Annotated in this window: 16 protein-coding genes; 8 read left to right on the top strand and 8 right to left on the bottom strand. The window is 70.1% G+C overall.

Annotation, left to right across the window (positions count from 1 at the left end):
* Positions 1-13: 13 nt before the first annotated feature.
* On the top strand, positions 14-1,276 hold the full coding sequence (gene ahcY / locus ACWGSK_RS05050; protein ID WP_358503327.1) for an adenosylhomocysteinase: 1,263 nt from the start codon (positions 14-16) through the stop codon (positions 1,274-1,276).
* 1 nt (position 1,277) lies between these two features.
* On the opposite strand, the gene ACWGSK_RS05055 is transcribed toward ahcY, so the two are convergent.
* Entirely contained in the window at positions 1,278-2,213 is a 936-nt protein-coding gene (locus ACWGSK_RS05055) for an RDD family protein (RefSeq protein ID WP_358503325.1), read from the bottom strand.
* A 118-nt stretch (positions 2,214-2,331) separates the two neighbouring features.
* Between ACWGSK_RS05055 and ACWGSK_RS05060 the strand changes: the two genes are divergently transcribed.
* Together ACWGSK_RS05060 and ACWGSK_RS05065 are read left to right on the top strand one after the other, a co-directional pair.
* Positions 2,332-3,327 carry a stage II sporulation protein M gene (locus tag ACWGSK_RS05060; protein WP_358503323.1) on the top strand — a complete coding sequence of 332 codons (996 nt, stop codon included), beginning with the start codon at positions 2,332-2,334 and terminating at the stop codon, positions 3,325-3,327.
* 29 nt (positions 3,328-3,356) lie between these two features.
* Complete coding sequence (locus ACWGSK_RS05065) at positions 3,357-3,533, top strand: DUF397 domain-containing protein (RefSeq protein WP_358503321.1); 177 nt, start codon at positions 3,357-3,359, stop codon at positions 3,531-3,533.
* Here ACWGSK_RS05065 and ACWGSK_RS05070 read toward each other — a convergent pair.
* The 6 genes from ACWGSK_RS05070 to ACWGSK_RS05095 form a co-directional block, all read right to left on the bottom strand.
* Positions 3,514-5,550 (bottom strand): tetratricopeptide repeat protein, encoded by a 2,037-nt coding sequence (locus ACWGSK_RS05070; protein WP_452455259.1) that lies wholly within the window; start codon positions 5,548-5,550, stop codon positions 3,514-3,516. The genes ACWGSK_RS05065 and ACWGSK_RS05070 overlap by 20 nt on opposite strands.
* A gap of 311 nt (positions 5,551-5,861) precedes the next feature.
* Positions 5,862-7,160, bottom strand: a complete 1,299-nt coding sequence (locus ACWGSK_RS05075; RefSeq protein ID WP_452455260.1) for a DUF58 domain-containing protein — start codon at positions 7,158-7,160, stop codon at positions 5,862-5,864.
* Positions 7,160-8,143 carry an AAA family ATPase gene (locus tag ACWGSK_RS05080; protein ID WP_358503314.1) on the bottom strand — a complete coding sequence of 328 codons (984 nt, stop codon included), beginning with the start codon at positions 8,141-8,143 and terminating at the stop codon, positions 7,160-7,162. Before ACWGSK_RS05080 ends, ACWGSK_RS05075 begins: the two co-directional genes overlap by 1 nt.
* A gap of 99 nt (positions 8,144-8,242) precedes the next feature.
* Positions 8,243-9,442 carry a DUF4350 domain-containing protein gene (locus ACWGSK_RS05085; RefSeq protein WP_358503311.1) on the bottom strand — a complete coding sequence of 400 codons (1,200 nt, stop codon included), beginning with the start codon at positions 9,440-9,442 and terminating at the stop codon, positions 8,243-8,245.
* Positions 9,439-10,086, bottom strand: a complete 648-nt coding sequence (locus tag ACWGSK_RS05090; protein WP_358503309.1) for a DUF4129 domain-containing protein — start codon at positions 10,084-10,086, stop codon at positions 9,439-9,441. The genes ACWGSK_RS05085 and ACWGSK_RS05090 overlap by 4 nt, the downstream gene beginning before the upstream one ends.
* Positions 10,083-11,570: a glycerophosphoryl diester phosphodiesterase membrane domain-containing protein gene (locus ACWGSK_RS05095; protein ID WP_358503306.1), complete on the bottom strand. Its 1,488-nt coding sequence runs from the start codon at positions 11,568-11,570 to the stop codon at positions 10,083-10,085. Before ACWGSK_RS05095 ends, ACWGSK_RS05090 begins: the two co-directional genes overlap by 4 nt.
* A 447-nt stretch (positions 11,571-12,017) precedes the next feature.
* Here ACWGSK_RS05095 and mtrA point away from each other — a divergent pair, with 447 nt between their 5' ends.
* The 5 genes from mtrA to hpf all read left to right on the top strand — a co-directional run bounded on the left by mtrA (position 12,018) and on the right by hpf (position 18,865).
* On the top strand, positions 12,018-12,695 hold the full coding sequence (gene mtrA, locus ACWGSK_RS05100) for an MtrAB system response regulator MtrA (protein ID WP_067607333.1): 678 nt from the start codon (positions 12,018-12,020) through the stop codon (positions 12,693-12,695).
* A gap of 16 nt (positions 12,696-12,711) precedes the next feature.
* Complete coding sequence (gene mtrB / locus ACWGSK_RS05105) at positions 12,712-14,478, top strand: MtrAB system histidine kinase MtrB (protein WP_358503302.1); 1,767 nt, start codon at positions 12,712-12,714, stop codon at positions 14,476-14,478.
* Between the two features lie 50 nt (positions 14,479-14,528).
* The gene (locus ACWGSK_RS05110) at positions 14,529-16,424 is read left to right on the top strand and encodes an LpqB family beta-propeller domain-containing protein (RefSeq protein ID WP_358503299.1); all 1,896 of its coding nucleotides are present in this window, start codon (positions 14,529-14,531) and stop codon (positions 16,422-16,424) included.
* 110 nt (positions 16,425-16,534) lie between these two features.
* Positions 16,535-17,335: a ComF family protein gene (locus tag ACWGSK_RS05115; RefSeq protein ID WP_358503296.1), complete on the top strand. Its 801-nt coding sequence runs from the start codon at positions 16,535-16,537 to the stop codon at positions 17,333-17,335.
* A gap of 858 nt (positions 17,336-18,193) precedes the next feature.
* Positions 18,194-18,865 carry a ribosome hibernation-promoting factor, HPF/YfiA family gene (hpf, locus tag ACWGSK_RS05120; protein ID WP_358503293.1) on the top strand — a complete coding sequence of 224 codons (672 nt, stop codon included), beginning with the start codon at positions 18,194-18,196 and terminating at the stop codon, positions 18,863-18,865.
* A gap of 155 nt (positions 18,866-19,020) precedes the next feature.
* Here hpf and ACWGSK_RS05125 read toward each other — a convergent pair whose 3' ends face one another.
* A complete protein-coding gene (locus ACWGSK_RS05125) occupies positions 19,021-19,551 on the bottom strand; it encodes a hypothetical protein (protein ID WP_452455261.1) in 531 nt (176 codons plus the stop codon).
* Between the last annotated feature and the right edge of the window lie 64 nt (positions 19,552-19,615).

Consider the following 19,615-nt stretch of genomic DNA (forward strand, 5'->3'; position numbering starts at 1 on the left):
TGGACCTCCGGCGATGACAACGCCCTCACACGAGGTAGCGGACCTCGGCCTCTCGGAGGCCGGGGTCCGTCGCGTGGCCTGGGCCGAACGCTCCATGCCCGTGCTGCGCAGCGTCCGTGAACGGTTCGCCGCCGAACGTCCCCTGGAAGGGCTGCGGGTGGCGGCGTGCCTGCACGTCACGGCGGAGACCGCCAACCTGCTGCGCGCCCTGCGGGCGGGCGGTGCCCAGGTGTGGCTGGCCGCGTCCAACCCGCTGTCCACCCAGGACGACACCGCCGCCGCGCTGGTGGCGGAGTACGGGGTGGGCGTGCACGCCTGGGCCGGTATGGACACCGTCGCCTACGACCGCAACCTGGTCACCGTCCTGGAGTCCCGTCCGCACCTGCTGCTGGACGACGGCTGCGACCTGGTGAACACGGTCCACGCCCACCGCCCCGACCTGCTCGAAGGCGTGCTGGGCGGCTGTGAACAGACCACCACCGGCGTGATCCGGCTGCGCCGGATGAGCGCCGCCGGAGAGCTTCGGGTTCCCATGGTGGCGGTCAACGACACCCGCACCAAGCGGATGTTCGACAACCGCTACGGCACCGGGCAATCCACCGTCGACGGCATCCTGCGGGCCACCAACACCCTGCTGGCCGGGCGGACCGTGGTCGTGGCCGGCTACGGCTACTGCGGCCGGGGACTGGCCGAACGCTTCCGTGGCATGGGCTCGAACGTGGTCGTCACCGAGGTCGACCCGGTCAAGGCCCTGGACGCCGTCATGCAGGGGTACACGGTCGCCACCATGGGCGAGGCCGCGCCGGTCGGGGACGTGTTCGTCACCGCCACCGGCAATCGCGAGGTGATCCGGGGAGAACACCTGGAGCGGATGCGGGACGGCGCGATCCTGGCCAACTCGGGCCACTTCGATCTGGAGATCGACCTACCGGCCCTGGAGTCGCTGGCGGTACGGGTGAACCACGGAGTGCGCGAACAGGCCGACGAGTACGTGTTCGAGGATGGTCGGAGCGTCCTGCTGCTGTCGGAGGGGCGGTTGGTCAACCTCGGCGCAGCCGAGGGCCACCCGGCCGCGGTCATGGACATGTCCTTCGCCGTGCAGGCGTTGACCACGGCGTGGCTGGCCGGCGCGCACGAGGACCTGGCCCCGGACGTGGTCGAGGTACCGGCCGAGATCGACAACGAGGTCGCGCGACTCGAACTGGCGGCCCTGGGCGTGGGGATCGACACCCTCACATCCGAACAGGAGGCCTACCTCAGCTCCTGGCGTCCCTGACTCACCGGGGTGGTCCGGGGTCGTGGGGCGGAGGTGTCCGATCGCTGCCACCGGGCCACTGCCACGGCGCCGGGGCCTGCGGGTACGGCCCCGGTTGCCGTGGGCCCGCGGGGTAGGGACCCGGCTGCTGCCATTCGGCCGCGTTCGGGTCCGTGCCGGTCATCTTGTGCAGGGTGCGGCGGCGCCGTTCGGCCAGCACCGCGGCGAGGAACACCGGGGGAGTGGTCCCCGGCGGCGGGGGCGGGCTGACCTGGGCGGCGACCGTGTCGGCCAACTGCGCGCCCATCTCGTGCCGGGTGTGCTCGGCCAGCTCGCCGTAGCGCAGCACGTATTGGCGGGCGGAGTCCGCGGTCTCGGGGGACAACCGGGAGAGTTCGGCCTGGGCGGCCCATCCGGCCAGCTGCGGCGGCATCGGGATCTCCTGCTGCCTGCGGGAGACGGAGCGTTCCTCCACCACCATGGTCCCGGCCACGAAGTCACCGACGCGGCGGCCCTCCCGGTTGATCATCGAGGTGATCAGCGCGATCACGCCCGAGGTCATCCAGAACTCCACGACCCCGCTCAGCGCGCGGGCCAGCGCCTGACGGAACCGCTCCGGCGAACCGTCGGTGCCGACCACCCGCAGACCCAGCGCCATCTTGCCCAGGGAACGTCCGCGCGAGAGCGTTTCGAACGCGGTCGGGTAACCGACCAGGATGAGGATGCTCAGCCCCAGGTAGATCGCGGCGGTCGCCGCCGGGTTCACGGAGACGCCGATCCACATCACCACCACGGCCAGCGCGAGCAGGGCGACGGCCTGCAGGATGACGTCGATGGCCAAGGCGGCGGTACGGGTCGCGAACCCCGCGGGGCGCAATTCCAGCACCACCGCGTCCCCCGTGACCAACGGCGTCACGCCGTAGACGTCGCCGCGGGTATCGCCGCCGGGGTAGGACACCTGTACACGCTCCCTCTCCGGGTGTTCTGGAACCGTTCCACCGACACTACCCGGGCCGAGCGCGCACCGGTCGCGGGGGAGCACGGTGGCCGGGTCAAGATCCAGTAGTGTCCAATGCGTGGATATCGACGTGTTCTCCGCGGTGCACACGCAGGAATGGGACCGGCTGGACGAACTGGTGCGCAGACGCCGTTCGCTCACGGGTGAGGAGATCGACGAACTCGTCGAGCTCTACCAGAGGGTTTCCACACACCTGTCGGTGGTGCGTACCTCCGGACAGGACCCGGCGCTCTCGGGACGGTTGTCGTCCCTGGTGGCCCGGGCACGGTCGGCCGTGACGGGCGCGCATTCCTCCGGTTGGGCCGACGTCGGCGCGTTCTTCACCCGCGGGTTCCCGGCCACGCTGTACCGCCTGCGCTGGTGGTGGATCGGGACCACCCTGGGAACCCTGTTGGTCGCGACCGTCACGGGGTGGTGGGTGGCGGGCGATCCGGACGTGCTGGCGGCGCTGGGCACCCCTGAATCCATCGCCCGCTACGTCGAGTACGAGTTCGCGAACTACTACACGGAGAACCCGGCGGGTTCGTTCGCGGCGCAGGTGTGGACCAACAACGCCTGGGTGGCGGCGCAGGCGATCATCTTCGGGGTGGCCTTCGGGCTGCCGACCCTCTGGGTGCTGTTGACGAACGCGATCAACGTGGGCATGGCCGGTGGCATGATGTTCGCCCACGGCCGCGGTGACGTCTTCTTCGCGCTGATCCTCCCGCACGGCCTGCTGGAGCTCACGGCGGTGTTCGTCGCCGGAGGTGTGGGCCTCAAGATCGGGTGGTCGCTGATCTCCCCGGGCGAGCGCACCCGATTGCGCGCCCTGGGCGAGGAGGCCCGTGCCGCCATCGGTGTGGCCCTGGGACTGGCGGTGGTGCTGTTCATCTCGGGCCTCATCGAGGGCCTGGTGACCGGCTGGATCACCAACACCTGGGTCGCCATCGGCATCGGTGTGGTGGCCGAGGCGCTGTTCTTCCTGTACGTGTTCACCGTCGGCAAGCGCGCCCATGAGGAGGGGGAGACCGGCGACATCGAGGACGCCCCCGCAGCCGTCCCCGTCGCCGGCTAGGCGAGATCTCCTCTGACAGAATCGAAGTCATGAGTGCATCCCCTCGTTGGTTCAAGAGCAGCTACAGCGCGGCTGTGAGCTGCTGCCTCGAAGTCGCGAGGTCGGAGGCGGTGATCCTGGTGCGCGACTCCCGACGACCCGAGGATGAGCGGCTGGTCTTCGACGGGGCGGAATGGCGGGCCTTCGTCAGTTCGCCTCCTCGTTGACCCTTTCCAGCCACTCGCGGGCGTCCTCGGAGTCCGGGTGGCCATGGCCCAGGGTCCGCTCGCGCACGTCCACACAGCGTCGTAGGTGCTCACCGGCCCTGTCGCAGTCTCCGGCCATGAACGCCGCTCGCCCCAGGTAGTAGTCGGACATCGCGACCAAGGGGTGTTCGACGTCCAGCGTCCGTAGACGGATCTCTCGCACGGCGAGGAACTCGTCCTCGGCGCGACGTACGTCCCCCAGGTGCATGAGGGCGAAGGCGACGTTCTCGCGTGCGAGGAGCACCCGGCCGTCGTCCGGTCCGTAACGGCGTGTCCTGGACTCGATCAAGGGGCGGAACCCCGTGACGGCCGCTTGCCAGTCACCACGGCGCAGGGGCATGAGGGCGACCATGAAACGCGCGCTGAACGTGGCGTCGTGCTCCTCGCCGTGCACCGCGAGGTTGGTTTCGAGGAGGTCGTGGTAGGCCCTCTCGGCCTTCGTCAGCTCTCCCTGTTGTAGCCAGGACTCGGCTATGCCGTGCCGCATCCTGAGAGTCTCGGGGTGACTCTCTCCGAGCTGAGACTCCAGGTCCCGTACGAACCGACGCCCCATCGACTCGGCTCCCTCGCTCAGGCCGGCCAGGTTGAGGAGGCGAACGATCTCCACCGCCTGGGAGACGAGTTCCGGCGACTCTCGGAAATCCGGATCGTCGCCCGGAAGCGGGTCTCCCCACCGGGCCCGTCGCCGCAGGATGTGGAAATGGGCGATCGACTCCTGGAACGGGTCACGTCCGTTCTGCCGGAACAGGAGCGAGGTGACCTCGTCGATGAGCGGTGCGTCCGACGAGGTGAGCCCTTCCAACACGGTCTCCGCCACGAGGGGGTGCAGGTGTACCGCCGGCTCACCCCTGTCAAGGCTCGACCGGACCAGTCCTTGGACGATCAAGGCGTTGATCGAACGGGCCAGGGTCGCCTCGTCCAAGGGGGACGCGGGATCGTCGAGGAGACCACCCCGAAGCGCGGAGATCGGAAGCCTGCGCACGGACACGTGCATGCCTTCGGGTCCTAGGAGAGCCAGGAACTCGAGTAGCCGTTCGGCCTGAGGGAAACGCTCGCCGACCAGTCGCAAGGACAGGCTCCAGACCCCCGAGAGCAGCTCGCGCTCGCTGCTCGTTCCGGCGATCAACGGGGAGGCGAGTCTGTCCAGGCCGGTGACATCGTCCTTCAACCGTTCCAGCAGCGACCAGGCGTCGGGGAACAGCAACCCATGGGTGGCGAGGATGCGTCCGGCCAGTGCCAGGGCGATCGGCACGCCACCGAGGCGTTCGGCGAGGGCCTCGGCCCCGGGTATGTCTTCGGCCCCGGCGTGGTCGCTCAACGCCGACCTCGCGGCCTGGTGGGTCAGAATCTCCACTCGGTGCACCTTCGCCGGAGCCCAGAGCGCGGGGTCGTTCACGCGGCTGGTGACCAGGACGAATCCTCCGGGGCTGGAGCGCATCCAACCCCGCTGTTCGCCCGGGCGGTTCTCCGGGTCCAGCAGCTCGGGTCGGTCGGCGTTGTCGATCACCAGCAGCCAGGGATGGGGAGCGGCGTCGAGGTGTCGCCAGACCCAACGGGCAGCCGATCGAGGGGCGCCCTTCACCTGCTCGGCCTCGGTGCGCGAGGCGCCCAGTTCCACGGCGATCTCCAGCATGCTCGGCAGGATCGCGTCCGGCCGCACCCAGAACACGGTCCACCCCTCGGTGCGGGCGTGCTCGGCGAGGGCCGCCGCCACGGTGGTCTTGCCGAACCCGCCGGGCCCGGTAAGCACATGTGGCTCGGGCGCCCCGGGCGCCATCGCGTCCCGGAGGGCCTCCAAAAGCCCGTCACGCCCTCGTACGGCGGTGGCGAGACGCGGAGGGTCCAGCGACACGTCCGCGACGGTGGCGGGCGCCTGGGGGGAGTACACGTTGACGTCGCCGTGGATGTCACGGGACTGGATCAGTTGCCCGTGGACGGCGCCATGGGCGGAGTTGTGGGCGTCAGGGGGTGAGGCCATGTCCCCATAGTGCACGGTTCCGTGCGGGCACCGGCGTAGGACGAAGATCGGCTCGGTTTCGTGACGCTGCGTCATACGGTTCGGGTATGGCGATGATCAGCTTCAGCCCCGATGACCAGACCGAGCGTGAACTGCGAGAACTCGCTGGGGGACGTTGACCACTCCACCGTCCTCAAGGGGATCATCCACGAGGCCTACGTCGAGCGCCGTCACGCTCTGCGCCATGCGGTCGGCCCTGAGGGGTGGAGAGCCCCTCATGCCGCACGAAGGAGACGCCCCCGTACGGGAGCGCCTCCTTTCGAGTCCGGGTGCTACAACCGGCCTTGGGCCTTGAGGTTGATGTAGGCGTCGGCCAGGGCCGGGGCGATGCGCTCGGGGTCGGCGTCGACCACCTCGGCGCCCATCCGGCGCAGCTCCGCGCTGATCCGGTGTCGCTCGCTCATGGTGCGTTCGGCGGAGGCCGCCCGGTACAGCGCGGCGGCGCTACCCCGTTCGGTCGCCATCTCCTCCACCTTCGGGTCCTTGATCCCCGCCACCAACAACAGGTGGTGCGAGGACAACAGCGGCAGACGCGGCAACAGACCCTCTTCGAGGGCGGTCGCGTTGAGGTCGGTCAACAACACCACCAACCGGCGACTGCGGCCCTGGGAGAGCACCGTGCTGACCAACCCCGCGGGGTCCGACTCCACCAGCTCGGCCTCCAACGGCGCCATGGCCTCCACGACCCGATGCACCTGGCTGCCCTTGCCCGAGGCCTTCACCTGGGCGCGGACGACCCGGTCATAGGCCATGAAGTCCACCCGGTCGCCCGCCTTGCCGGCCAGCGCGGTGAGCAGCAGGGCCGCGTCCATGGCGTGGTCCAACCGCGGGGTGTCGCCCACGCGTCCGGCGGAGGTGCGTCCGGTGTCCAACACGATGAGGATGCGCCGGTCGCGTTCGGGACGCCAGGTCCGCACCACCACACCGTCGTTGCGGGCCGTGGCGCGCCAGTCGATGGACCGGACGTCGTCCCCGGGTACGTAGTCGCGCAGTGAGTCGAACTCGCTGCCCTGACCACGCACCATCGCGGTGTGCTGTCCCTCCAACTCGCGCAGCCGGGACAGCTTGCCCGGCAGGTGCCTGCGGCTGTGGAACGGCGGCAGCGTCCGCACGGTCCACGGAGCCTGGAGGGTGGCCTGACGTCCGGCGAGCCCCAACGGGCCGACGCTGCGAACCGTGACCCCGGCGGATCGGGCGTCGCCGCGCCGGGTCGGGGTGAGGGTGGTCGTGACCCGCCGTCGTTCACCCGCCGCCACCCGAAGAGGCCGTGCCTTGGGTGTGCTGTGCGAGCTGGGCGGCCAGGCATCGCGCACCGAACCGCGTAGCCGGCGCTTGGTCGGGTTGCCCACCAGGACCGAGACCGAAGCGGAGTCGCCCAGCCGCAACGAGGTGTCGCCTTCCCGGGACAGCCGCATCCGGCGGGGGGAGGTCGCCAACCCCACGTCCAGCACGATGAGCAGCACCACCAGGCCCACGGCGATGTAGGTGACGGGCTCACCGATCTGACCGGAGATCGCCACCGCGCACGTCGCGAGGAGCGCCAAGAGCACGGCCCGGCCGGTGACCACCATCAGCGCGGCACCGGGACGGAGGCGAGCACGCCGTCCAGGATCCCATCCGTGGTGGCGCCCTCCAGTTCGGCCTCCGGGCGCAGTCCGATCCGGTGCCGCAGGGTGCCCTTGGCCAGGGCCTTGACGTCGTCCGGGGTCACGTAGTCACGCCCCGACAGCCAGGCCCAGGCCCGGCTGGTGCGCAGCAGCGCCGTGGCGCCACGAGGGGAGGCGCCCAACCGCAGGGACGGCGAGTAGCGGGTGGCCCGGCACAGGTCCACGATGTAACCGAGGACCTCGGGGGCCACCCGTACCTGCGCGACGGCCTCGCGGGCCGCCCGCAGTTCGGCCGCCCCCGCGACCGCGGTCACGCCGGCGGCGGCCAGGTCGCCCGGGTCGAACCCGGCGGCGTGCCTGCCGAGCATGTCGATCTCCGAGTGGCGTTCGGGCAGCGGGATCGTCACCTTGAGCAGGAACCGGTCCAGCTGGGCCTCGGGCAGCGGGTAGGTGCCCTCGTACTCCACGGGGTTCTGGGTGGCCGCCACCATGAACGGGTCCGGTAGCGCCACCGGGGCGCCCTCCACCGTGACCTGACGTTCCTCCATGGCCTCCAGCAGGGAGGCCTGGGTCTTGGGCGGCGTCCGGTTGATCTCGTCGGCCAGCAGCAGGTTGGTGAAGACCGGGCCCTTCATGAACTCGAACTTCGCCGTGTGCTGGTCGTAGACGAGCGACCCGGTCACGTCGCCGGGCATCAGGTCGGGGGTGAACTGGACCCGCTTGTTGTCCAGGGACAGTGCGGCGGAGACCGTGCGCACGAGCAGTGTCTTGGCGACACCGGGCACACCCTCCAACAGGACATGGCCCCGGCACAGCAGTGCCACGACCAGGCCGGTCACCGTCTCGTCCTGGCCCACGACGGCCTTGGCCACCTCACGGCGCAAGGCGGTCAGTGCCGCCCGTGCCTCGTCGGCGGAGGGCAGTGCCTCGGGTGTGAACGCGCTCACGTGCCGTCTACCTCTCTCGATCCCTTGTCGGTTCTGGTCTGGGGAGAACCGCGCGACCCTTCGGTCCCGGTCCTTCGGTGCGTCGCCCGGTGCCGCGGGTCATCGCAGCTTCCGGGCGAGCCCGTCCAACGCTTCGCCGAGCCCGAGCATGGCGGCGTCATCGGCCACGTACGGGTCGTTCGGCCCCGGGTACAGCAGTTGTTCCAAGTGACGCGGGTCGTCCCCGGTTCGCGCGGCCAGCGTCGCCACCACGGTCTGCGAGCCGGAGTCGGCGTTCAGTCCCAGCTTGGGCACCGAACGTTCCAGGAAACCGTTGCGCAGCGCGGCCGCCACCCGGTCCCGCGCGTTGCGCGACCGGTACAGCCCGGCCCTCCCCTCGGTGGTCTCCGAGGCGCGCACCACGACGGGCAGCGACTCTTGGACCAGGGCGCCCATCCGCCGGCCCCGCCAGAGGGCGAGCAGCAGCAGCGTCAGGGCGAGGGGCACCGTGGACCACAGCAGTCCGCCCGGGAGAAGGTCGACGATGTCGGAGCCGCCGACCTCCTCGGGGGCGTCCGGGCGCAGCCACACGACGTTCTCCGCCGACGCCAGGTTCAGGGCCAGGGCGGCGTTGCCGTCGGCGTCCAGGTCGCGGTTGGACAGGAAGGCACCGGTGCCGACCACGGTGGTGGTGCCTCCGTGCGGAGAATCCACCCTCATCAGCGCGGACCCGTCGTCGGACGGGTAGCAGGCCTGGGCGACCACGTCCTCGTTCGCGGAGTACAGCTCACCGCCGACCTCGGCGGACCCCGCGGAATCGGCGGCGGGCAGCGCGCATTCCGGTTCGAGGGACTCCTCGTCGTCGGCCCGCCCGGTCACGTCGGTTCCCGGCGCGAACGCCCCCAGGGAACGCAGCGAGGGCCGCACGAGCACGGTGTCCGTGCCCAGCTCGGAGAGTGTGTCCAGCTCCTCGGGCAGCAACCGATGGTCGAGGAAGACCAGCAGCACGGTGTCCTCACCCGCGCGTTCCACGGCCCGCGCCGCGGACGTGGAGTCACGCGCCACGGTGACGTCGGACTCCTCGCCCAGGAGCCGGGCGAGGGCCCGCGCCCCATCGGGTTCGGGGCTGCCCGGCTCAAGGTGGCCGGAGGGGAACTGTTCGCCGCCCAGGGACAGCAGGACCCCCACCAGGAGCAGGGCGGAGACCAGGGCCGCCGGGACACGGACCGAGCGCCACAGTCGTCGGGCTCCGGAGTCGTTCCCGGGACGGGGCCGTTCTCGGGTCGCGGACTCGGGGGAGGCCGGAGCGGTCGCCGTCATCGTGTCCCCTCCACGGTCTCGCCCTCGGCGAGCACCGGACGGGCGGCGCTGAGCCGAACGTCCAGTTCGCGCAGGATGCGGGCGGAGTCCGCGGTGGCGACCCGGTCGCCGTAGACCACGTCGTTGAAGATGCGGGCGCCCTCGCGCAGCTCCTCGGCCTCTCCCGGCAGTACGTCGGAGGCCTCGGCCGCGAGTTCGGTGGCGGTGCGCCCGGCCCGGGGAGCGATGATGGTCCGGTCCTCCAGGTCCACGCTGATGGCGCGCAGTCGTTCCATGACCGCCTGGGCGAACTCGCCGGCGGTCTCGTGTCGTTCGGCCGCGGCGCGGTGGTCGGCCGCCGAGCGGACGGCTCCCTCGTGGACGAGGGCGTCGATACGGAGGTTGCGCCTCGGTCGCAGGTACACGACCAGCACGATCACGGCGATCGCCACGATGAGCAGGATCAGGGCGGCCCAGACCCAACCGGGCAGGTACCCCTCACCGGCGGCGATCAGGGCGTCGAACCACTCTCCCAGCCAGGCCAGGAAGCGATCGATGATCGAGGGTTCGTGCTCACCGTAGAGCGGGTCGGAGAGTTCCTCGATGGCGCGGCGTCGCCCCTCGTCCCGGCTCACCTCCAGGGGCGCGAACGTCGCCGGCCTCACGCGCGCGGCTCCGGCAGGTAGATCTCCGGGCCGCTCGACCCGCCCCGCTGGGCGACCTGGTGCAGCTTCAGGTCGAGCCCCTCACGGCGCATCCGCAGATCGACGTAGAGCAGGGTGTTCACCCCGGCCACGAACGGTTGGGTGACCGCGTAGATCAGCACGGTGAGCAGGTAGGTGATCGCTCCGGCGAGGATCGTGAGCCAGGCGGCCTCGGGAGCGGCCACGCTGATGACACCGGTGATCAGAGCCACCGGGCCGCTCAGGACCATCTGCACCAGCATGACGATGAGCCCGGTAAGGATCCAGTAGCCCAGGGTGCGCCACCAACCGCCCCGCGAGAGGCGCCAGGAACGCGCGATGGCCTGGAAGGGACCGATCCGCTCCAGCACGACTATCGGCATGGCGAAGTACAGCCGGATCCAGATCCACATCGCGGGCGCGATCACCGCGACCGCCGCGAGCAGGCCGACCAGCAGTCCGACGGCCACTCCGGCCCCACCACCGGAGGAGTAGCCGACCATGACGCCGACGAGGATCGCGACGAACATCGCGAGGAAGAACACCACGCCGATGACGAACCCGAGGAGCAGCTTCAACAGGGAGAGGCCGATGATGGCGCCGATTCGGCCGCGGGCGGCCTCCCACGCCTGCTTCGGGGTGAGCTTGTGACCGAGGACCGCCATGCCCGCGACCGCCGCCAGGAGGCCGAGCAGGATCGCCGCGCCCAGGTAGACGATCAGCTCGCCGAGGTACATGAGGCCCATGACCAGCGGAGAGGACGGGAAGAGCGGCGCGTTCGGGTCGACGGCCATCGGATCGGCCATGACCTCGTCCAGGAACGTGGTGTAGTCGTTCAGGAAGAGCGTCGAGGCGATCGAGCTGAGGATGGTCGCCAACGCCATGACGACGAGGGCCGACCCCATGGTGGTCTTCGGGTTGTTGCGGACGTAGCTGAACGCCCCGTTGAAGATGTCACCGAGGCTCATGGGCCGCAGCGCCACCACACCTGGCTTGGGGGCGTTGGGTCGCCCGGGGCCGTATCCGTGGCCGCCCTGGGGGCCGTTGCCGGGCGGGTATCCGGGGGGAACGCCGTAACCCGGGACACCGGGCGGGACGCTCCCGGGCGGTGGCCCGTAGGAAGGCTGTTGTCCGTAGTGCTGTCCGTAGGGGGGATGCCCGCCGTGGCCGGGCTGTGCGGGCGGGACGTACCCGGGCGGTGGCCCGTAGGACGGCTGCCCATAGGCGGGTTGTTCGCCGTGCCCGGGCTGTGCGGGCTGTGCGAGGCCCGGGTCATCGGTCCCCGTGGGAGGAGGCGTCGCCCCCTGCCCCGGAGCGGCCCATCCGGGGGCCGCGGGACCCTGGTCGGGGGAACCCGGGGCCGGCCGCTCGGACCCGCCGGAGCTCCCGGAGTCGGGCGACCGCTGTTCCTCGGTGCCGTCCGGGCTCTCCCCGGACGTGTCCCGGTGGCCGTCCTCCTGGCTCATCCGTTCCGCCCTCCGTGAGGTTCGGTTACTCTGCGCGAGCGTATTCGCGCCAATTCTGATCTGTCGGAAACCAACCTACCGGTCGGTCCCACCGCTCTTCAGTGGCCTCGGAGTGTGTCCCATGCCAACCGACGCACTTCATTCCTTTTGTATGCTTTCTGTTACCAACCGGCCAAGTCACGTAGCCTTCCAGGTCTTCCTGGCCAGGGGCGACACCGCCGGTGGTCGAAAGCAGGCCAAAAGGGCCCAACACCGTTGACCGCTCTTCCAACCCTGGCCATAGCCGGCAAGGTTGGAGAAGACGTAACGCGGTTCCCGACGATCCCGAACCGGGATCACGGGGACCGAACCACTGACGCCGCTTGAGTGTTCCAGGAGAGAGGAGTAGGCGCCGAAAACCCCGCGTCGCCCCAGGGTGACGCCGGCCCTACGGCGCCGGACACACCGATGAAGGGACGTGTACTGGTTGTCGACGATGACCTCGCCCTCGCCGAGATGCTGGGGATCGTACTGCGGGGTGAGGGGTTCGAACCCTCGTTCGTCCACGACGGGGACAAGGCCCTGGAGGCCTTCCGCGAGACCAAGCCCGACCTGGTCCTCCTCGACCTGATGCTTCCCGGGGCCGACGGCATCGACGTGTGCCGTCAGATCCGCGCCGAGTCCGGGGTGCCCATCGTCATGCTCACGGCCAAGAGCGACACCGTCGACGTGGTGCTGGGCCTTGAGTCGGGGGCCGACGACTACATCGTCAAGCCCTTCAAACCCAAGGAACTGGTGGCCCGCGTGCGGGTGCGTCTTCGCCGCACCGAGGAGCCCGCCCCCGAGGTCCTGCAGATCGGCGACATCAACATCGACGTCGCCGGGCACGCCGTGCGCCGCGACGGCGAACAGATCAGTCTCACCCCGCTCGAATTCGACCTGCTGGTCGCCCTGGCCCGCAAGCCGCGTCAGGTGTTCACCCGCGAGGTGCTGCTCGAACAGGTCTGGGGCTACCGGCACGCCGCCGACACGCGCCTGGTCAACGTGCACGTGCAACGCCTGCGCGCCAAGATCGAGAAGGACCCCGAGCACCCCGAGGTCGTCGTGACCGTACGCGGTGTCGGCTACAAGGCCGGTACCGCCTGATCCGACCGAGAACCCCATGACCGTGTCCGAACCCGAGGAGGGGCGGCAGGCCGACCCCGAAGGGGAACGGCCGGTCCCCTCCTCAGGGCTGCCCGCGTCCGAGGACGCCCCGAGCGAATCCAACTCGGGCCTGACCCGCGCCTACCTCCTCGCCCAGCACGCCGCGCGCGCACTGGTGCGCGGGGCGCACACCAACTGGCGCCGTTCGCTGTACCTGCGGGTCATCAGTACGACCCTGGTCCTGTCCCTGCTCGTCCTGGTGGGACTGAGCTACGTCCTCATCTCCGAGGTCCGCGGCGGACTATTGGAGGCCAAGGTGAACGGGGCGGTCAACGACCACCGCGCCGGCCTCAGCTACGCCGTGGCGGAACTGCAGGAGAACGAGACCAGCGACCGCGACCGCCTGCTCAACAACATCGCGCGCGAGCTGACCAGCCGCAGCGGTGAGACCGGGCTGTACGGCGTCATCGTGCTGCCCTCGGTCAGCGACGAACGAGGCTGGGCGACCGTCGACGAGGACACCGTCAACGAGAGCGTGCCCGAACGCCTGGTCGAACAGGTCCGCCACTCCGAAGTGCCCGACCAGCAGTACCACACGTACACGCGGATCGAGACCGAGGACGGCTCCGTCGAACCCGCGCTGGTCGTGGGAGCCCAACTCACCCACGCCTACGAGCTCTACTACGTGTTCCCGCTCCAACACGAGCAGGAGATCCTGGACCTGGTCCAGAACACGGTCGCGCTCGTCGGCGTCCTGCTCGTGGTCCTCCTCGGGTTCATCGCGTTCATGGTCACCCGCATGGTGGTCGCCCCGGTTCGCTCCGCGGCGCAGTCGGCCGAACGACTCGCCTCGGGCGACCTCTCCGAACGCATGACCGTGCGGGGCGAGGACGACATCGCCCGGCTCTCGATGTCCTTCAACGACATGGCGGGCAACCTCCAGGAGAAGATCCAGGAGCTGGAGGAGCTGTCCAAGGTGCAGCGGCAGTTCGTCTCCGACGTCTCGCACGAACTGCGCACCCCGCTCACCACCATCCGCATGGCCGGTGACCTGCTCTTCGACGATCGAGAGGAGCTCGACGGCTCCCACCGACGTTCCGTGGAACTCCTCCAGAGCCAGGTGGAACGCTTCGAGGAACTGCTCTCGGACCTGTTGGAGATCAGCCGACACGACGCGGGAGCGGCCACCCTGGGAATCGAGTCCTCCGACATCCGGGACTCGGTGATGAAGGCGGTCGGCGACGCCGAGCAGATCGCCGAACGCCGTGGGATCAAGGTGATCCTGCGACTGCCCGCCGAACCCTGCATGGCCGAGTTCGACACCCGACGGATCAACCGCATTCTGCGCAACCTGGTGGTCAACGCCATCGAGCACAGCGAGGGCCGCGACGTCGTGGTCGCCGCCGCCGGCGACCGTGACGCCATCGCCGTGGCCGTGCGCGACTACGGTGTGGGCCTCAAGGAGGGGGAGGAGCACCTGTGCTTCGACCGCTTCTGGCGGGCCGACTACTCCCGGGTGCGCACCACCGGAGGCACCGGCCTCGGACTGCCCATCGCCAAGGAGGACGCCACCCTGCACGGCGGTTGGCTCCAGGCGTGGGGCATGCCCGGCCAGGGATCCCAGTTCCGGTTGTCCCTGCCTCGACGCTCCGGCACCGAACTGCGCGGTTCTCCGCTGCCGCTGGTACCACCGGAGATCGCCTTGGGCCGTAACAACTTCACCGCCCCGGGTGAAACGTCCGCCAAGGTGCGCGGTGGCACCGAAGACGAGGAGGCACCGTGAGCCAGAAGGCACGAACGGTCGCGTGGTCCCCGAGGACGCCACAACCGGGCGTGAGGGCCCCGCGGTGGTCGTCCCGGGCCACACGGAGCCTGGGAGCCGCCGCGCTCGCCTGCGTGACGCTCGCGGCGTGCGCCACCGTCCCCATGACCGGCCCGGTGGTCCCCGGCGAGGGCGGCGACGTCTCCGGCGACCCCTATGACGGCTACGTGCGGCTGCTGCCCGCCGGCCCACAGCCCGGAGTGGCCCCCGAGGGTCTGGTCGACGGATTCCTCAAGGACATGGGCAGCTTCGAGGAGGACCACAAGGCGGCGCGCAGCTACATGCTGCCCGAGACCGCTGGGACGTGGTCCCCCGACGGCGGCGTGAGCGTGTTCAACGACCTCGACGCCGCCGACTTCGACGCCGAGATCAGCAACGACGGCCTCACCGCCCGCGTCCTGGTGCGCAGCAACCTGGTGGCGACCATCGACGAGAGCGGCAAGTACGTCCCCACCCAGTCCTCGGCCACCCTCCTGGAGGAGACGTTCACCCTGGCCCGGGAGGACGGCGACCCCGAGGGCGAGTGGCGGATCCAGGACCTGCCGGACGAACTGCTGCTGAGCGCGCTCGACATCGAACGCACCCATCGACCGTTCAACCTCTACTACTTCAACGCCGAGCGCACGGCCCTGGTCCCAGACCCGGTCTACCTGCCGGTGAGCCCGGACCAGCCGGCCGAGCGGCTGCTCCGCAAGCTCATCGCCGGCCCCACCGACTGGCTCGCGCCCGCGGTGTCCTCCGCGTTCCCCGAGGAGGCCACCACCCGGCTGGAGGTCGACGCCCAGCACGCGGTGATCAACGTCAGCGGCGTCGCCGAGATCGACGAGTACGACATGGCGGCCCAGATCGCCTGGACGCTGCGCCAACTGCCCGAGGTCCAGGAGTTCACCCTCAAGGTCAACGGCGAAGAGGTCGCCTTCCCCGATTCCGACGGGGAGAGCGCCGATCGGCCGCGCCCCGGCAGCGACCTGTGGGCCAGGGTGAGTCCCGGGGCGACCTCCTCCGACATCCGCGGCTACTACACCCACGAGGGGCAGCTGTGGTCGGCCTCCGACTGGACCGCCGAGAACTTCGGCGACGCCGAACCGGTCCCCGGCCCGCTCGGCCGCGGTGACCAGACGCTGGACCGGTTCGCGGTCTCGCTCGACCAGAGCACCATCGCCGGCATCACCCTCGGCGGGAGCGAGGTCGTCACCAGCCTCGCCAATCCGGGAGCCCAGACCCAGGAGGTCCTCGACGAGGGTCTGTTCACCGACCTGTCCTGGGACATCGACAACAACCTCTGGGTGGTGGAGGAGACCAAGGATGAGGACGAAGAGGGCGAGGACGAAGAGGAGGGCGCGGGTCGGGAGCCCGAAGGGGACCCGAACCTCAGCGGATCGGGAGCCGAGGAACCGCCCGAACCGGGTGACAGCGCCCTGTGGATGCTCCGTGACGGCGACGAGGTCGTCCGCGCCCAGGTGAGCGGCTTGCGCGATCACTCCCTGGTGAGTTTCCGGATCTCCCGGGACGGTGCGCGCGCGGTGGTCATCACCGAACAGGACGGTGAACGAGCGCTCAAGGTCGGCCGGGTGGTCGACGACCGCGACGGTCAGGTCTCCGTGGGCGAGTTCATCACCCTCGCCCAGGAGCTGGAGGACGTCACCGCGGTCGCCTGGCGCTCCAGCGACCAGTTGGTGGTGTTGGGCAGCAGGGACGGTGGCACGCACCAGGCGATGCTGGTGGCGCTGGACGGCGGCACCCCCGCGGCCAGCGCGGGCACCCCCGCCGCGGGCATGGTCACCATCTCCGGAGCGCCCGGACAGCCCTTGCTCGCCGGTTCCGACGACGGCAACATCTGGGCCTCCAATGACCCGCTGAACTGGCAGAACGTCGTCGAGGGCGGGGCGCCCACCTTCCCGGGCTGACCCACCGAACAGACGAACGCGCATGGCCCGACGGCGGTGGGGCGCCGAGTTGTCCACAGGTTCGAAGTCGGCACTGGTGGAGCGGTGCCCGGTCCCGCACCCTTGAGGGCATGGACCAAGACGGCGCACCCTCACGGGGGTGGCTACCGGGCCTGTCGTCCGGGCTCGTGCACCACCTGTCGGCCCTCCTCACCGCACTTCTCGACCTCCTACTGCCACAGCGCTGCGCGGGCTGCTCCGCGCCCCACGGCCCGCTGTGCCCCGACTGCCGGACGTTGCTCGCCCAGAGGCCGCGCCCCTGCGTGCCACGGAGGGGATGCCCACCGACCTGGGCGGCGGGCGGGCACGCGGGGCGGGAACGTCGGGTCCTGCTCGCCTACAAGGAACACGGTGACGGGCGGCTGGCCGGTGTGCTGGGGGAGAGACTCGCCAGGACACTGTGGGCCTCGGGTCGTGCCGGTCCGGACGTGCTGCTCGTTCCGGTCCCGGGCCGCTGGGGCACCAGAGCGGGAAGCGGTCGGGTGGCGCGGCTGACGCGGGAGTGCGTCCGCGGCGCGGGCCCCTCCGGGGCGGCCGGAACGGCACCCGTCCTCGCGTACCGGCGCCCGGTCGGACCTCAGGTGGGACTGGGGCGGGCACAACGCCTGACCAACCGGGCCGGGGTGTTCACGGCCCGCCCACTCGCCCGACTCGAACACGGTGGGCGGGTCGAACCGGCCGGCCGATCGGTCGTGATCGTGGACGACGTCCTCACCACCGGGGCGACGCTCACGGAGGCGGCCCGAGTCCTGCGGGCGGAGGGCGCCCGGGTCCTGGGCGCGGTCGTGCTGGCGGAGCGGGGACGGGCGTCGGAGCGGCCGACTTCGGGCGCGGGCAATGTTCGAGGACCAAGGTTTTACAAACCCCCCTGAACAGGCGAAAGATGCCTTTCTGTAAGGCTTTGCGGGCCTGAGGGGTGGGTCGAGGGCCGGTTCTCCACCTGACATACGGGCCCGGACAGGTTACGGTCCAGGTATGGCACCCGTCCGGGTCCGTGGTTGCGTCGGAATCTCTGAGCCTCCGGGAAAACCGGGGAGCTCCTCCGGCAAGCCGATGCCAGGCGCAGGCGAAACGGCCCACGTAAGGCGACTTTTCGTCGACCGATCACGGTGCGCCTTAGAGGTAAGCCCTGCCCCGCGGAGGGTCCCGATGTCCCTCATGACAGGGAGAAGAGCAGTAGTCGCGATCAAGAGCGGCGACACTCTCAGCAGGCGGATGTGGGGACGAAGACCAGGTCGGCCGGACGGGTGGCATGCCGACGTGCGGGGGTCCGACGTGTCCGGGGTGAAGATCCCGTGGGCGTGGGCCCCCTACCGTTCCCAGGACCGGGACGGCTTTCTCGCGATCCTCGCGGCGTCCCGCGATCGCGGTCGTCCCGTCGTTTCCGACATCCTTCGTCCCGACCGTACCGACGTTCGTGTCGGGTACTTCACCGGGGTCCGCGCACCTTTCCCACCGCGGGTTCTCATGACCGATTCAGGCGACTTGCCCGGACATGTCCTAAACCCGTGGAAGGTCCTTATTCGCAGCTCACCGGCTCCGGGCAATCATGTCCTTGGGGCGGGTGATGACCCTGTCCCTGATGGGTATACGCACTTTCAAGCGGGCCGTGCACCGGCTCGCGCCGCCGACGGAAGGGGGTCGACGCGTCACACCCCTCCCTACCCGGGGAGGGAGTAGAACCAGCCTGGCCGTCGCCTTCACGACGGCCATGCGATGAAGGGGGTCCTATGGACATCATCGTCAAGGGTCGACGCACCGGTGTGAGTGAGAAGTTCCGACAGCATGTCGAGACCAAGCTCGACAGGCTCTCCAAGTGGGAGCGCAAGGGCATGAGCGTCGATGTGGAGGTGTCCCAGGAGCGCAACCCCAAGCTCGCCGACGTCCGCGAGCGGGTTGAACTGACCATCCACTCCGACGGCCCGGTCATCAGGAGCGAGGCCGCCTCCGTGGACCGCCATGGAGCCCTCGACCTCGCCCTCGACAAGGTCGAGGCCCGTCTGCGCAAGTCCGCGGACCGCCGCAAGGTCCACCGCGGCAACCGCACTCCCGTCTCCGTGGCGGCCGCGACCGCCGACCTCCCAGGAGACCTGCCCTCACTCGCCCCGACCGGTGGAACGGCGCCCCCTGCCCGCCGCAGCGGGGACGAGGAGATCGACGGCGTCGAGGTCGACGGCCGCTTCTCCGACGAGTTCGTCGAACTCGACACCCAAGGGGACGTTCCCGTGATCGTGCGGGAGAAGTTCCACCGGGCCAAGCCGATGAGTATCGACCAGGCGTTGATGGAGATGGAGCTGATCGGCCACGACTTCTACCTCTTCCACGACGAGGTCAAGGACACCCCGAGCGTCGTCTACCGCCGGAAGGGCTTCAACTACGGAGTCCTGCGACTGGTCGACTAGCGCAATCGTGGCCTCGCCCTCGGATCCGAACACGCCGGAGGTGAGGACGTAGCGGTCGCGGCGGGCCCGTCCGGGCCCGCCGCGTTCCTGCGGGGAAGGTCCGGTGGTGGCCCCTCGCCGGACCTCTGAAGCGGCCGGGGCCGGCCTTCGCTCCCCTAACCCTCGGAACCCTCGGTTCGCTCTTCCTCGGTGGACTGCTTGATGCGGTGCAGCGGCGTCTGGTGTGGTTCCTCCGACTCCACGCGCGGCGGATCCAGCACCACGTCGGAGAGGATGTCGCAGGACACCGCCACCACCAGCGCGGCCAGCATCAGCAGACCGCCCACCACCAACAGCCACGGGGACCCGCCCAGGACGATCGCCAGGCCGCCCAGGGCGAAGCCCACGCAGGCGAGCGCCACGACGATCCATGAGGCCGCGCTGCCACGGTGACCGCTGCTCGGCGCCAGCGAGCCGCCTTGGCGCTGGAACCCCCGGATGCGTCCCCGGCGTCTCTGTTCGTCGTCACCGGGGTGGTGCCGCTCCCAGGCGAGCGCGGGATCGTCCTCCTCGGAGGGGCGGGGACGTCTCCCGTGCGGGTTCTCGATCGCGGACTCGATCGCGTCGGCCGGGGTTCGAGGCCCGGGCGGACGCTCGTCCTCGAAGTCTCGGGCCGTGGCCCCTTCGTGCTTCCTGCCGGCTCGCATGGCTCCTCCCTCGGTGGTGCCTTTCCGGTCGGGCGTCGTCGCGCGGAACGTGTGAGCACGAAAT

It is taken from the genome of Nocardiopsis sp. NPDC055551 (genome assembly GCF_053619415.1).

Excerpts from the sequence above, each read along its gene's own strand:
- ahcY (WP_358503327.1), top strand. The coding sequence starts at position 14 with ATGACAACGCCCTCACACGAGGTAGCGGACCTCGGCCTCTCGGAGGCC.
- ACWGSK_RS05065 (WP_358503321.1), top strand. The coding sequence starts at position 3,357 with ATGAGTGCATCCCCTCGTTGGTTCAAGAGCAGCTACAGCGCGGCTGTG.
- ACWGSK_RS05070 (WP_452455259.1), bottom strand. The coding sequence starts at position 5,550 with ATGGCCTCACCCCCTGACGCCCACAACTCCGCCCATGGCGCCGTCCAC.
- ACWGSK_RS05075 (WP_452455260.1), bottom strand. The coding sequence starts at position 7,160 with ATGGTGGTCACCGGCCGGGCCGTGCTCTTGGCGCTCCTCGCGACGTGC.
- ACWGSK_RS05085 (WP_358503311.1), bottom strand. The coding sequence starts at position 9,442 with ATGACGGCGACCGCTCCGGCCTCCCCCGAGTCCGCGACCCGAGAACGG.
- ACWGSK_RS05095 (WP_358503306.1), bottom strand. The coding sequence starts at position 11,570 with ATGAGCCAGGAGGACGGCCACCGGGACACGTCCGGGGAGAGCCCGGAC.
- mtrA (WP_067607333.1), top strand. The coding sequence starts at position 12,018 with ATGAAGGGACGTGTACTGGTTGTCGACGATGACCTCGCCCTCGCCGAG.
- mtrB (WP_358503302.1), top strand. The coding sequence starts at position 12,712 with ATGACCGTGTCCGAACCCGAGGAGGGGCGGCAGGCCGACCCCGAAGGG.
- ACWGSK_RS05115 (WP_358503296.1), top strand. The coding sequence starts at position 16,535 with ATGGACCAAGACGGCGCACCCTCACGGGGGTGGCTACCGGGCCTGTCG.
- hpf (WP_358503293.1), top strand. The coding sequence starts at position 18,194 with ATGGACATCATCGTCAAGGGTCGACGCACCGGTGTGAGTGAGAAGTTC.
- ACWGSK_RS05125 (WP_452455261.1), bottom strand. The coding sequence starts at position 19,551 with ATGCGAGCCGGCAGGAAGCACGAAGGGGCCACGGCCCGAGACTTCGAG.